Source organism: Brevundimonas sp. UBA7664 (genome assembly GCF_002483305.1).
GTDB lineage: Bacteria > Pseudomonadota > Alphaproteobacteria > Caulobacterales > Caulobacteraceae > Brevundimonas.
This window is the reverse complement of record NZ_DLHQ01000026.1, coordinates 264,977-277,757: the sequence shown is the minus strand read 5'-3', so window position 1 is coordinate 277,757 and position 12,781 is coordinate 264,977. Positions and strand designations below refer to the sequence as shown.

Sequence of the window (12,781 nt, the reverse complement as noted above, 5' to 3'; positions counted from 1 at the left end):
GCGGATGCCCGCCGCGCCCATCCTGCTGCTCGACCAGACCGACTCGACCAATGCCGACGCCCGCCGGCGCGCGGACGCGGGCGAGTCCGGCCCGTTGTGGATCGTCGCCCGACGCCAGACCGAGGGCCGGGGACGGCGTGGGCGGTCTTGGGAAAGCCAGGACGGCAACCTGTTTTCCACCCTGCTGCAATTGACCCGAAAATCGCCCGCTGAAGCGGCGCAGGTGACGTTCGTCGCCGCGCTGGCGATCGCGGACCTGCTGGACGCGTACGCCCCCGTGTCGCTGGTGACGATCAAATGGCCCAATGACGTGATGTTGGCGGGTCAGAAGGCGTCTGGCGTGCTCGTGGAGTCCGGGGCGCACGAGAGCGGCGGCCTGTGGCTGGCGGTCGGGATCGGCGTGAACCTGGCCCATGCACCGGACGGCACCGAGCGGCCGGCGACGGCGCTGGTCCACCACCTCCGGGGAGACGTGACGGCGCCGCCCACGGTCGAGGCCGCGGCCGCGACGCTGGCCGGCGCCTTCGACGTCTGGATGACGCGGTGGGAGACGTTGGGCTTTGAGCCGATCCTCGACGCCTGGCGGGCGCGGACGGCCGGGCTGGAGGGGCCCGCGGTGGCGCGGCTGGGTCGCGAGACGGTCGAGGGCATCGCTGAGGGCGTGGCGCCCGACGGCGCGCTGAAACTGAGGCTGGCGGACGGGAGCCTGCGGCTGATCTCCGCCGGCGATGTCTTCTTCGGGGAGGCCGCGTAATGCTGCTGGCGATCGAGCAGGGCAATACGAACACACTGTTCGCGGTCCATGACGGCAGCGACTGGATCGCCCAGTGGCGCACGGCCACGGAAAGCAGCCGTACGGCCGACGAATACGCCGTCTGGCTGAGCCAGTTGCTGGCCATGCACGGGCTGGCGATCAGTCAGCTCGACGGCTGCATCATCTCCAGCGTCGTGCCGCAGTCGATCTTCAACCTGCGCAACCTGTCGCGCCGCTATCTGTCGGTCGAGCCGCTGGTCATCGGCGACAATGTGCAACTGAGCATGGCGGCGCGGATCACCAAGCCGAGCGAGGCGGGGGCGGACCGGCTGGTCAACGCCATCGGCGCGCATCTGGTCTATCCGGGCGACCTGATCGTCATCGACAGCGGCACGGCCACGACGTTCGACGTCATAGCCGCCGACGGGGCCTTCGAGGGCGGGGCCATCGCGCCGGGGATCAATCTGAGCCTTCAGGCGCTTCACGAGGCGGCGGCCATGCTGCCGCGCATCGCCATCCAGCGACCCGACCGGGTGATCGGCAAGGATACCGTCTCCAACATGCAGTCCGGCGTCTTCTGGGGCTATGTCGCCCTGATCGAGGGCATGGTCGCGCGCATCAAGGCGGAGTGGGGCAAGCCCATGACCGTCATCGGCACCGGCGGCGTCGCTTCGCTGTTCGAAGGGGCCACAGAATCAATCGACCGGTTCGATCCGGACCTCACTATCCGCGGCCTGCTCGAAATATGGCGGCGGAACACCCATCTAAAGGACGCATGAAAAAGAACCCCAACGACGAACTCGTCTTTGTCCCGCTCGGCGGGTCGGGCGAGATCGGTATGAATTTGAACTGCTACGGCTACGGGCCGGAGGCGAATCGCCAATGGCTGATCGTCGACGTCGGCGTGACGTTCGGCGACCTGTCGACGCCCGGCGTCGATGTGATCGTGCCCGATCCGGCATTCCTGGACGGCGAGACCATTCGCGGCATCGTCCTGACCCACGCGCACGAGGACCACATCGGCGCCCTCGGCTGGCTGTGGCATCGCATTAAGGCCCCCATCTACGCCACGCCCTTCACCGCCTTTCTGATCCGGGAGAAGCTGCGCGAGGCGGGTATCCTGAACGAGGTGAAGATCATCGAGGTGCCGCTCAGCGGCACGATCGATCTCGGGCCCTTCCAGGTGACCATGATCACCATGACCCACTCGATCGCCGAGCCGAACTCGCTGGCCATCAAGACGCCGTTGGGCACCGTCTTCCACACCGGCGACTGGAAGCTGGATCCCAGCCCGGTCATCGGCCAGCCGACCGACATCGCGGCCATCACCAAGCTGGGCGACGATGGTCTGCTGGCCATGGTCTGCGACTCGACCAACGTCTTCGTCGAGGGCCAGGCCGGCTCTGAATCCGACGCCCAGCAAGGGCTGATCGATCTGATCGGCAGCCTGAAGACCGGCCGGATCGCGGTCGGCTGTTTCGCCTCCAACGTCGCCCGCATGGTCAGCGTCATCAAGGCGGCCCAGCTGGCTGGACGGCGCGTGGCGCTGGCCGGTCGGTCAATGCACCGGATCACCGCGGCGGCCCGGCACGTCGGTCTGTTCAACGACTCGCAGCGCATCCTGACCGAGGAAGAGGCGCGGGTCTGGCCGGCGGACCAGATTCTCTATCTGTGCACCGGCAGCCAGGGCGAGGACCGCGCCGCCCTGTCGCGCGCGTCACAGGGGACCCATCCGCTCATCAAGCTCGGATTGGGTGACCACTGCATCTTCTCGTCGCGCGTGATCCCGGGCAATGAGCTGTCGATCGCGGCCCTGCAGGACCGGCTCGCCGACCGCGGGGTGCGCCTCTACACCGAGAAGGATCACCCGCACGTCCACGTCTCCGGCCACCCGTGCCGGGATGAGATGAAGCAGATGTACGCCTGGGCGAGGCCGCGCATCTCCGTGCCGACGCACGGCATGCGCCGCCACCTCGCCGAGCACGCCAATATGGCGAAAGACCTCGGCGTCCCCGAGCAGGTCACGCCCCGCAACGGCGACATGGTGCGTCTTGCGCCGGGTCTGGCTGCCATCATCGACGAGGTCCCCAGCGGCCGGCTCTATGTCGACGGCGGGCGTCTGGTCACCGAACAGGGCGAGGCGCTGCATGAGCGGCGGCACGCGTCGACCAACGGCGTGCTGATCGTCAGCTTCGCCATGGACAAGCGCGGCAAGATCGTCAGCGACATCGACGTGCGCGCCATTGGCCTGCCGGGCGACGAGGCGTCGCCGCTGGGCGATGCCCTGGATGATCTGGCGGAACGCGCCGAACAGGCGGTGATGAAGCTGAAGGGCGCGGCGCTGGAGGACGAGATGGTCATCGAACAGGCCGTCTCGCGGGCTCTGAAGAAGGCCAGCCAGCAGATCTGGGACCGGCGGCCGATCGTCGAGACGATCATTCTGCGGATGTAATCCGGGCAGTCAGGCCTTTGAACCGGCGGGTTCGCTTCCTATAAGGAGCCGAATCCGCCGCCCAGGACCGCCCCATGCCCGACGCCCCGCCCGAGTTTCTGTACAAGCGCGTCCTGCTCAAGGTCTCGGGCGAGGTCCTCATGGGCGATCAGGCCTATGGCATCGACATGAAGACCGTCTCCGTCGTGGCCCAGGCCGTGGCGGATGTGGCGCGCGAGGGCGTCGAGATCTGCCTGGTTATCGGCGGCGGCAACATCTTCCGTGGACTGAGCAAGGCCGCCGGGGACATGGAGCGGGCCACGGCTGACTATATGGGCATGCTGGCCACGGTGATGAACGCCCTGGCCATGCAGGCGGCGCTGGAGAAGATCGGCGTCCAGACCCGGGTGCAGAGCGCCCTGACGATGAATGCGGTGGCCGAGCCCTATGTGCGCCGCCGGGCGCTGCGCCATCTCGAAAAGGGCCGGGTGGTGATTTTCGCCGCCGGCGTCGGCGCGCCGTTCTTCACGACCGATTCGGGCGCCGCGCTGCGGGCCGCGGAGATGGGCTGCGACGCCCTGCTGAAGGGCACCAGCGTGGACGGCGTCTATACGGCCGATCCCAAGAAGGACCCGACCGCGACGCGGTACGAGACCCTGACCTATCACGATGTGCTGGCGAAGGATCTGAAGGTCATGGACGCCTCGGCCATCGCCCTGATGCGTGACTCGGGCATTCCGATCGTGGTTTTCTCGATCCGGGAAGACAATTCGCTGCGTCGGACGTTGACGGGGGAGGGGACCTTTACGGTCATCTCGTCCAACAAGGCCGCCTGAGCCGCCAAAGCCAAGAAAACACGAGAGAAACCACCATGGCCAAGCCCGACCTCAAGACCTACCGCGAGCGTATGGACAAGTCCGTGTCCGCCCTGAAGGAAGAGTTCAACGGCCTGCGGACCGGCCGCGCCAACGTGGGCCTGCTGGACCCCGTGCAGGTGCAGGCCTACGGCTCCAACGCCCCGCTCAACTCGGTCGCCGCGATCAGCGTGCCCGAGCCGCGGATGATCTCGGTCAATGTCTGGGACAAGTCGATGGTCGGCCCCGTCGAGAAGGCCATCCGCGCCGCCGGCCTGGGCCTGAACCCGATCGTTGACGGCCAGACCCTGCGTATCCCGGTGCCGCCGCTGACCGAGGAGCGCCGCAAGGACCTGGCCAAGCTGGCCGGCAAATATACCGAGCAGCAGAAGATCGCCGTCCGCAACGTGCGCCGCGACGCCAATGAGGATCTCAAGAAGGCCGAAAAGGCCGGCGAGATCAGCCAGGACGAGCAGAAGAAGATGGAAACCGAGGTCCAGAAGGACACGGATGCGGCCATCAAGCGCATCGACGAGGCGCTTCGGGCCAAGGAAGTTGAGATCATGCAGGTTTGACGGCGCGAATTGCCGTAGGATACGCGTCGCATGCCCGCCGAGCCCTTTCATATCGCGCCGACTGACGGACCGCGCCACGTCGCCCTGATCATGGACGGCAACGGGCGCTGGGCCGAGGCGCGGGGCGTGCCGCGGGCCATGGGTCACCGCGAGGGCGTGCAGGCGCTGAAACGCACCGTCGAGGCCGCGCCCCGGTTCGGCATCCGCTGCCTGACGGTGTTCGGCTTTTCGACCGAGAACTGGAGCCGGCCGGCCGAGGAAGTGTCGGACCTGATGGGACTGGTCCGCTCCTATGTCGCCAGCGATCTGAAACGGCTGGAGCGTGCGGGCGTGCGGGTCCGGGTGCTGGGCCGCCGCGCCGGCCTGCCGGCTGACATCATCCGCATCATCGAACACGCCGAGGCGTCGACGGCGCACAATGACAAATTCCTGCTCCAGGTCGCCTTCAACTATGGCGGCCGGGCCGACATCGTCGATGCGGTGCAGCGCCATGTCGATGACGTCCTGGAGGGTCGGGCGACCGGCCCGCTGGACGAGGAGGCACTGGGGCTTCGGCTGTCGACGGCGGGCGCGCCGCCGGTCGATGTGATCGTGCGCACCTCGGGCGAGCAGCGGCTGTCGAACTTCCTGCTGTGGGAGGCCGCCTACGCCGAACTGGTCTATCAGAACGTGCTCTGGCCGGACTATGGCGCCGAGGGGCTGGCCGACGTGGTGGAACAGTACCGCAACCGCGATCGTCGCTTCGGCGGCCGGACTGCGCCAGCCGAGGCCGCCGCGCCCGCCCTTGCGGCCGGCTGATGGCGGTCAAGGCGGGCGACATTGGCCTGAGGGCTGCATCGGCCATCGTGCTGGCGCCGGCCGCGGTCCTGGCCATCTGGGCCGGGGGGCTGTGGTTCCTCGCCCTTATGCTGATGGCCTGCGCCCTGCTGGCGGCCGAATGGGCGATGATGAGCGCCGCGCGGGCGTGGCGGGTCATGGCCGGGGCCGTGGCCTTCGGGCTTGTCGCCGGGGTGGTGGCGGCCCACGCCGGGCAACTGTCCCTGGCCCTGGTCATGCTGGTCTTCGGCGCGGTCGCGGCCGGCCTGTTCGCCCGCAATCGCGGTCAGGAGGCTCTGGATGCCGCCTACGGCGTGCTCTACCTCGGCTGGCCCGCCGTGCTGCTCATCTGGCTGCGAGACGTCGACACCCCGAGCGGTCTGGCCTGGACCGTGTCCGCCTTCGCCATCGCCTGGGCGTCCGACATCATGGCCTATCTGGTCGGCAGCCTGGTTGGCGGACCCAAGCTCTGGCCGCGCTTCTCGCCCAACAAGACGTGGTCGGGCTTCATCGGCGGTCTCGCCGCCGGCACCGTCGCGGGCGCCGCGCTGGGGACCTTCCTCGACATGGGCATCGGCGCCTACTGGGGGGCGGCCCTCGGGCTGGCGGCCGCCCTGGCCACCATGGCCGGCGACCTGTGGGAATCGGCGCTCAAGCGGCGTTACGGCGTCAAGGACGCCGGCAAGTTGATCCCGGGCCATGGCGGCCTGCTGGACCGGGTGGACGGACTGATGTTCGCCGTTGTGGTCGTGGCCTGCGGCCGGCTGATCGTCGGCCTCACGGGCGGGGCGGCATGATCCGGCGGCGGATCACGGTGCTGGGTTCGACGGGCTCGGTCGGCTGTTCGACGCTGGACCTGATGGATCAGGCCGAGACGGCGGGAACGGGTGTTTTCGAGGTCGAGGCCCTGACCGGCGGCGCCAATATCGCGCGGCTGGCCGAACAGGCGCGGCGCTGGAAGCCGAAGCTGGCGGTCACCGCCGACCCGGCCCGGCTGGACGCCTTGCGCGAGGCCCTGGCTGGAACCGGGGTCGAGGTCGCCGCGGGCGATCAGGCGGTGATCGAGGCCGCGGCCCGGCCCGTCGACTGGATCATGGCCGCCATTGTCGGCGCCGCGGGCCTGCGCTCGGCCTGGGCCGCGGCGGCCACCGGCGCGACCCTGGCCCTGGCCAACAAGGAGAGCCTGGTTTGCTGCGGGCCGGCGCTGATCGACCGGGTGAGGCGGTCCGGGGGACGGCTGCTGCCGGTCGATTCCGAGCATTCCGCCATCCACCAGGTGTTCCCGCATGAGGCCCCCGAGCGGGTCGCCAAGCTGGTTTTGACGGCTTCGGGCGGGCCGTTCCGCACCACGCCGCGCGAGGCCCTGAAGGCGATCACGCCCGAGCAGGCCGTGGCCCATCCCAACTGGAGCATGGGGGCCAAGATCTCGGTCGACAGCGCCACCATGGCGAACAAGGGCCTGGAGGCCATCGAGGCGGCCTATCTGTTCGACATGCCGGCTAACCGGATCGGGGTGGTCGTGCACCCGGAGTCCATCGTCCACAGCCTGGTCGAATATGTCGACGGCTCGACTCTGGCCCAGATGGGGCCGCCGGACATGAGGACGCCGATCGCCTATGCCCTGGCCTGGCCCGACCGGCTCGCGTGGAACGCGCCGCGCCTCGACCTCGCCGCCATGGGCCGATTGACGTTCGAGGCCCCGGACGAGGACCGCTTCCCCGCCCTGAAACTCGCGCGTCAGGCGTTACAGGCGGGCGGCGCGGCGCCCATCGTGTTCAATGCGGCGAACGAGGTTGCGGCCCTGGCCTTCCTTGACCGTCGACTGGGCTTTCTCAATATTGCCGCAGTCGTCGCCGACACCTTGTCGCGCGTGACGGCCTCGGGGGTGGATTCGGGTTCCGACAATGCCTGCGACGCGGCCCTGGCCGTGGATGCTCAGGCGCGTCGGATGGCGGAATCGATCATCCGCGGCATCGCGGCGGCAGCCTAAATGGCGGAGGGACCGATATCGGCATGACGGGATTTATCGGTCAGGCGCTGCTCTACACCGTACCCTTCCTGCTGGTGCTGACCTTTATCGTCACCATCCATGAGCTCGGCCATTTTCTTGTCGCCCGCGCCTTCGGGGTGAAGATCGACCGGTTCTCCGTCGGTTTCGGCAAGACCATCGTCGCCCGCACGGACAAACACGGCACGGAATGGCGGCTGGCCTGGCTGCCGCTGGGCGGCTACGTCAAATTCTCGGGCGATCTGGACCCGTCCAGCGTGCCGGACCAGGCGGGTCTGGCCGAGCTGAAACAGCGGGTAATCGCCGAGAACGGGGCGGGCGCCGAGCGCCACTATTTCCATTTCAAGCCGATCTGGCAGCGGGCGTTGATCGTGGCGGCGGGGCCGGCGGCGAATTTCGTGCTGGCCGCCGTGCTGTTCACAATCCTGTTCAGCGTCGTCGGAGAGCAGAGCGCGGCGCCGCGGGTTTATCAGGTGGCTCCGGGCTCGCCGGCCGCGGCGGCCGGTTTCCAGCCCATGGACCTGATCAAGTCGGTGAACGGACGCCCGGTCGTCGACAGCAGCCAGGTCACCAACACCGTCATGCTGAGCGCCGGAGACCCGCTGACCTTCGTGATCGATCGCGGTGGGCGCGAAATGACCCTGGTCGCCACCCCGGTCCGCCGCCTGGAACAGGACGACCTGGCCGGACAGGTTCGCGTCGCGCGTATCGGCATGGTCATGCAGCCCGACATCCGCGTCCGTCGGCTCAATCCGCTGGAGGCGGCCGGCAAGGGGTTCGAAACCATCGGCACGACCGTGGCGACCACGGGCACTTATATCGGCCGAATCTTCGCTGGCAAGGAATCCGGTGATCTGCTGAGTGGCCCGATTGGCATCGCAAAGGCCGCCGGCGGCGTGACCCAGCAGGCGGTCGCGGCGAATCCCGACCCGGCCTGGATGGCCCGCAACCTCGCCCTGTCGTTTATTAGCCTCGCCGCCATAGTTTCGATCGGAATTGGCATTGTTAATCTGCTGCCGATACCGGTCCTCGACGGGGGCCACCTGCTGTTCTACGGCTATGAAGCTGTGGCGCGCAGGCCAGTCCCCGCCCGCGTTCAGGAGGTCGGCTACCGTGTCGGTCTTGCTTTGCTGGCGGGATTGATGTTGTTCGCGACCTGGAACGACCTGCAGAAGCTGAGCCTGTTCAAATTCCTCGGCGGGCTCGCATGACGAGCCGACGCCAGCCCCCGATGGTTTCCCGTATGATCCGACAAGATGCGTCCGCCCTCCGTTTCGTCAGGGCCCTGAGCCCCAGCCTGCTGGCCCTTGCGGTAGCCGCGGGGCTGGCCGGCCCGGCCATGGCCCAGACAGCGCCTCCGCCCGCGCCCGCGATCCAGCCCGGCGCCCCGGTCGAGGCCGCTCCGCCGGCCGAGGCCGAAGCGGCGCCCGCCCAGCAACAGGGTGTCACGATCAATCGCATCCTGGTGCGCGGCAACCAGCGCATCGATCAGACCACGGTCCTGTCCTATCTGCCGATCCAGCCCGGAGACACGGTCGATCCGTCGGTGCTGGACGTCGCCGTCCGCACCCTGACGCGCACCCAGCTGTTCGCCGACGTCCAGCTGGGCGTCCAGCCGAACGGCGATCTGGTCGTCGAGATCGTCGAGAACCCCATCATCAACCAGGTGGTGTTCGAGGGAAACAGCGCGATCGGCGAGTCCAAGCTGATCGAGGAAGTCACGCTGAAGCCCCGCGGCATCTATACCCGCGCCCGAATTCAGGAAGACGTCGGCAAGATCGTCGAGCTCTATCGCCTGTCGGGCCGCATCTCGGCCACCGTGACGCCGAAGATCGTCCAGCTGGACCAGAACCGCGTCGACGTGGTGTTCGAGATCAACGAAGGCCCCGAGACCGGCGTGCGTGCCATCACCTTCCTGGGCAATTCGGCCTTCTCGGACAGCGACCTGCGCGAGGTCATGATCACGGAACAGTCGGCCTGGTACCGGCTGTTCACCAGCAACGACAACTACGACCCCAACCGGCTGGACTATGACCGCGAACAACTGCGGAAATTCTACACCAACCGCGGCTATTACGACTTCCGCGTCCTGTCGGCGATTTCCGAACTGGCGCCCGACTCCAGCGCCTTCGGCATCACCCTGACCGTGGACGAGGGAGATCGCTACAATTTCGGCACGATCGAGATCACCACCGAGAACGATCGTCTGAACACGGATTTCCTCAAGCTGCTGCTCCCCATCCGGACCGGCCAGCTGTATGAGAGCGACAAGATCGAGACCGCCGTCGACGCCCTGACGTTCGCGGCGGGTTCGGCCGGTTACGCCTTCGTCGAGATCAACCCGACCTATCGCGCCAATCCCGAGACCGACACGGTCGATGTGACCTTCGCCATCAGGGAAGGCCAGCGCGTCTACGTCGACCGCATCAACATCATCGGCAACACCCGCACCCTGGACAATGTGATCCGGCGCGAGATGATGCTGACCGAAGGCGACGCCTTCAACCGTACCTTGCTGGAGCGGTCGCGCAACAACTTGCGGGGTCTGGGCTTCTTCAAGGACGTCACCATCGATGAGGCCCGCGGCTCGGCTCCGGACCGGTCCGTGGTCAACGTCAGCGTGATCGAACAACCGACCGGCGAGCTTTCGGTCGGGGCCGGTTTCAGTTCGGTCGACGCCTTCGTGATCAATCTGGGCATCACCGAGCGCAATTTCCGCGGTCGGGGCCAGAACGTGGTCGCGCGGGCCGAGTGGGGTTCGCTGCGCCAGCAGATCGACTTCCGCTTCACCGAGCCCAAATTCCTCGGCCGCGATCTGCGGGCGGGCTTTGATGCCTTCCACTCCCGCTACGACCTCAGCGAATATTCGTCGTACGATTACCGTTCGACCGGCGGCGGGCTGCGCATTTCCTATCCGCTGAACGGCTACACCCTGCTCAGCACCCGCTACTTCCTGAAGAGCGACGAGATCATCGTGCCGAGCGGCTTCTGCAGCACCGGCGCCGGCGGCTCCAGCGCCCTGTGCGACCAGATCGGCTCGTTCATCAACTCATCGGCGGGCTATACCCTGCTGGTCGACCGCCGGAACGATCCGGTCCGGCCGACGCGCGGCTGGACCGGCACAATTCGTCAGGATTTCGCCGGCATCGGCGGCGATGTGAACTATGTGAAGAGCGAGGCGGAAGTTTCGGCCTACTGGGGCATCACGCCTTCGTGGGTGGTCACGGCGACGACCTCGATGGGGTATATCTCGGGCTGGGGCGGCGATCCGATCCGGATCAATGATCGCTTCTTCAAGGGCGGGAACAGCTTCCGCGGCTTCGAGACGGCGGGCATTGGGCCGCGCGACCTCACGCTGGGCACCAACAATGACGCCCTTGGCGGCAATTTCTACGCCATCGGCACGCTGGAAATGACCCTGCCGAACGGCTTGCCGGAAGAGTACGGCATCCGGACCTCGCTGTTCGCCGACGTTGGTACCGTGGGCATTCTCGACGACCGTTACACCCTGGGCGCCGGCGGCGTTCCCAATCCTGCGATTGTTGACGACCTGGCCCTGCGGGCCTCCGCCGGCCTCAGCATTCACTGGCGCTCGCCGATGGGCCCGATCCGTTTCGACCTCAGCCACATTCTCGGCAAGGAAGACTACGACAAGACCGAAACCTTCCGCTTCTCGACTTCCACGCAATTCTAACGGCGGGTCCCGTCCCGCACCAAAGGTCCAAGATGAAACTGTTCGCTATCGGCGCTTTCGTTCTCGCCTCCCTGGCCGCAGGCTCCGCCGCGGCGCAGTCAGCCGCGCCCCCGGCCAACCCCGGCCCCGTCATTCCGGGTGTGTGCGTGTTCCACAACGACCGTCTGCTGGCCCAGTCGACCGCCGGCCAGTCGGTCCAGGCCGGCATGCAGCGCCTGTTCACCGAGGTTCAGGGCGAACTTACCCCCTACGCCACCTCGCTGCAGACCGAAGCCCAGGCCCTGCAACAGGGCGGCCAGGCCGCTGACCCGGACGGTTCGCGCGCCCGCGCCTTCCAGGCGCGCGCCCAGGAGGCCCAGCAACTGGAGCAGCGCCGTCAGGCCGAGCTGCAGTACACCCAGCGCCAGCAGATCCGCGCCATCGCCACCGCCGCGGACCCGATCCTGGTCGCCGTCTATCAGGAGCGTGGCTGCGGCCTGCTGCTGGACCGTTCGACGGTCTATCTCCAGAACCCGGCCATGGACATCACCGACGTCATCATCCAGCGACTGAACACGTCCCTGCCGTCGCTCTCGTTCAACCGCCTGGAAGTTCCGGCCGAACAGCAATAGTCGGCTGCCATGCCCGATCCGCGCTTTTTCGATGGCCTGCCGGCGCTGGGCGTCGCCGAGCTGGCGGAACGGATCGGAGGCGAAGTCATGCGGGGCGGAGACCGACAGGTCTCCGCCGTCGCTCCGCTGGCGTCGGCGGGTCCCGGGGACGTAGCCTTTCTCGGTGATCGCAAATTCGTCGCCGCCCTGGGCGAGACCCAGGCCGGCTGCGTCATCGTACCGGCCGTGGCGCAGGAGGCCGTCCCCGCCGCCGCCTCCATCATCATCTCTGACGAGCCGCAGGCGGCCTGGGCGCGCGCTTCGGCGACGTTTCACCGGCCGGTGAGCCTCGACGCCGCCGCCGACCCGCGCGAGGTCGCGGAAGACGATACGGTCGTGTTCGAGCCCGGCGTGGTCGTCGGTCGCGGCGCGCGCATCGGGCGGGGCACCCGCATCGGCGCCAACAGCGTGATCGGGCCCGGCGTCCAGATCGGGCGCGACTGTTTCATCGGGGCCAACGTCAGCATCGCCTTCGCCCTGATCGGCGATCGCGTTCGCCTGTTTTCGGGCGCGCGGATCGGCGAGGCCGGCTTCGGGGCCGCCCGCTCGAAGGCCGGCCCTGTCGATATTCCCCAGCTGGGCCGGGTCATCCTTCAGGACGGCGTCACCGTCGGGGCCAATACCTGCATTGATCGCGGGGCCTATGACGACACCGTCGTCGGCGAGAACACCAAGATCGATAACCTGGTCATGATCGCCCACAATTGCGTGATCGGCCGCAACTGCCTGCTGGCCGCCCACACCGGGATTTCCGGCTCGTGCATCGTCGGCGACAACGTCATGTTCGGCGGCCAGGCCGGTGTCGGCGACCATATCCGCATCGGCGACGGCGCCCGGGTGGCGGGCGGGGCCGGCGTCCTCGCCGATATTCCGGCGGGCGAAACATGGTCGGGATATCCCGCCAAACCGATCCGACAGTCCTTGCGCGAAGCGGTCTGGCTCGCCAAACAGGCGTCAGGCAGGGCGCGCTCTTAGCCGCCGACGGCGAGGAAGGCCGCA

Annotated in this window: 12 protein-coding genes; all 12 read left to right on the top strand. The window is 67.7% G+C overall.

The window, feature by feature from the left end:
* The first annotated feature begins 4 nt into the window (after positions 1 to 4).
* The 12 genes from B2742_RS07400 (at position 5) to lpxD (ending at position 12,757) form a co-directional block, all read left to right on the top strand.
* A complete protein-coding gene (locus B2742_RS07400; RefSeq protein ID WP_292064580.1) occupies positions 5 to 754 on the top strand; it encodes a biotin--[acetyl-CoA-carboxylase] ligase in 750 nt (249 codons plus the stop codon).
* Complete coding sequence (locus B2742_RS07395; RefSeq protein ID WP_292064577.1) at positions 754 to 1,533, top strand: type III pantothenate kinase; 780 nt, start codon at positions 754 to 756, stop codon at positions 1,531 to 1,533. Before B2742_RS07400 ends, B2742_RS07395 begins: the two co-directional genes overlap by 1 nt.
* Complete coding sequence (locus tag B2742_RS07390) at positions 1,530 to 3,206, top strand: ribonuclease J (protein ID WP_292064575.1); 1,677 nt, start codon at positions 1,530 to 1,532, stop codon at positions 3,204 to 3,206. The genes B2742_RS07395 and B2742_RS07390 overlap by 4 nt, the downstream gene beginning before the upstream one ends.
* Before the next feature lie 74 nt (positions 3,207 to 3,280).
* Entirely contained in the window at positions 3,281 to 4,021 is a 741-nt protein-coding gene (gene pyrH, locus B2742_RS07385) for a UMP kinase (protein WP_292064571.1), read from the top strand.
* Between the two features lie 35 nt (positions 4,022 to 4,056).
* Positions 4,057 to 4,614 (top strand): ribosome recycling factor, encoded by a 558-nt coding sequence (gene frr / locus B2742_RS07380; RefSeq protein WP_292064570.1) that lies wholly within the window; start codon positions 4,057 to 4,059, stop codon positions 4,612 to 4,614.
* Positions 4,615 to 4,644: 30 nt separating this feature from the next.
* Complete coding sequence (gene uppS / locus B2742_RS07375; RefSeq protein ID WP_292064568.1) at positions 4,645 to 5,412, top strand: polyprenyl diphosphate synthase; 768 nt, start codon at positions 4,645 to 4,647, stop codon at positions 5,410 to 5,412.
* A complete protein-coding gene (locus B2742_RS07370; protein WP_292064567.1) occupies positions 5,412 to 6,227 on the top strand; it encodes a phosphatidate cytidylyltransferase in 816 nt (271 codons plus the stop codon). Before uppS ends, B2742_RS07370 begins: the two co-directional genes overlap by 1 nt.
* Positions 6,224 to 7,420 (top strand): 1-deoxy-D-xylulose-5-phosphate reductoisomerase, encoded by a 1,197-nt coding sequence (dxr, locus tag B2742_RS07365; RefSeq protein WP_292064565.1) that lies wholly within the window; start codon positions 6,224 to 6,226, stop codon positions 7,418 to 7,420. The genes B2742_RS07370 and dxr overlap by 4 nt, the downstream gene beginning before the upstream one ends.
* A gap of 23 nt (positions 7,421 to 7,443) precedes the next feature.
* The gene (locus tag B2742_RS07360; RefSeq protein WP_292064563.1) at positions 7,444 to 8,649 is read left to right on the top strand and encodes a M50 family metallopeptidase; all 1,206 of its coding nucleotides are present in this window, start codon (positions 7,444 to 7,446) and stop codon (positions 8,647 to 8,649) included.
* 32 nt (positions 8,650 to 8,681) lie between these two features.
* On the top strand, positions 8,682 to 11,132 hold the full coding sequence (gene bamA, locus B2742_RS07355; protein ID WP_292064559.1) for an outer membrane protein assembly factor BamA: 2,451 nt from the start codon (positions 8,682 to 8,684) through the stop codon (positions 11,130 to 11,132).
* A gap of 32 nt (positions 11,133 to 11,164) precedes the next feature.
* Complete coding sequence (locus tag B2742_RS07350; protein WP_292064556.1) at positions 11,165 to 11,743, top strand: OmpH family outer membrane protein; 579 nt, start codon at positions 11,165 to 11,167, stop codon at positions 11,741 to 11,743.
* Positions 11,744 to 11,752: 9 nt separating this feature from the next.
* Complete coding sequence (gene lpxD / locus B2742_RS07345; RefSeq protein ID WP_292064554.1) at positions 11,753 to 12,757, top strand: UDP-3-O-(3-hydroxymyristoyl)glucosamine N-acyltransferase; 1,005 nt, start codon at positions 11,753 to 11,755, stop codon at positions 12,755 to 12,757.
* The last annotated feature ends 24 nt before the right edge of the window (positions 12,758 to 12,781 follow it).

Excerpts from the sequence above, each read along its gene's own strand:
- B2742_RS07400 (WP_292064580.1), top strand. The coding sequence starts at position 5 with ATGCCCGCCGCGCCCATCCTGCTGCTCGACCAGACCGACTCGACCAAT.
- B2742_RS07395 (WP_292064577.1), top strand. The coding sequence starts at position 754 with ATGCTGCTGGCGATCGAGCAGGGCAATACGAACACACTGTTCGCGGTC.
- B2742_RS07390 (WP_292064575.1), top strand. The coding sequence starts at position 1,530 with ATGAAAAAGAACCCCAACGACGAACTCGTCTTTGTCCCGCTCGGCGGG.
- pyrH (WP_292064571.1), top strand. The coding sequence starts at position 3,281 with ATGCCCGACGCCCCGCCCGAGTTTCTGTACAAGCGCGTCCTGCTCAAG.
- frr (WP_292064570.1), top strand. The coding sequence starts at position 4,057 with ATGGCCAAGCCCGACCTCAAGACCTACCGCGAGCGTATGGACAAGTCC.
- uppS (WP_292064568.1), top strand. The coding sequence starts at position 4,645 with ATGCCCGCCGAGCCCTTTCATATCGCGCCGACTGACGGACCGCGCCAC.
- B2742_RS07370 (WP_292064567.1), top strand. The coding sequence starts at position 5,412 with ATGGCGGTCAAGGCGGGCGACATTGGCCTGAGGGCTGCATCGGCCATC.
- dxr (WP_292064565.1), top strand. The coding sequence starts at position 6,224 with ATGATCCGGCGGCGGATCACGGTGCTGGGTTCGACGGGCTCGGTCGGC.
- B2742_RS07360 (WP_292064563.1), top strand. The coding sequence starts at position 7,444 with ATGACGGGATTTATCGGTCAGGCGCTGCTCTACACCGTACCCTTCCTG.
- bamA (WP_292064559.1), top strand. The coding sequence starts at position 8,682 with ATGATCCGACAAGATGCGTCCGCCCTCCGTTTCGTCAGGGCCCTGAGC.
- B2742_RS07350 (WP_292064556.1), top strand. The coding sequence starts at position 11,165 with ATGAAACTGTTCGCTATCGGCGCTTTCGTTCTCGCCTCCCTGGCCGCA.
- lpxD (WP_292064554.1), top strand. The coding sequence starts at position 11,753 with ATGCCCGATCCGCGCTTTTTCGATGGCCTGCCGGCGCTGGGCGTCGCC.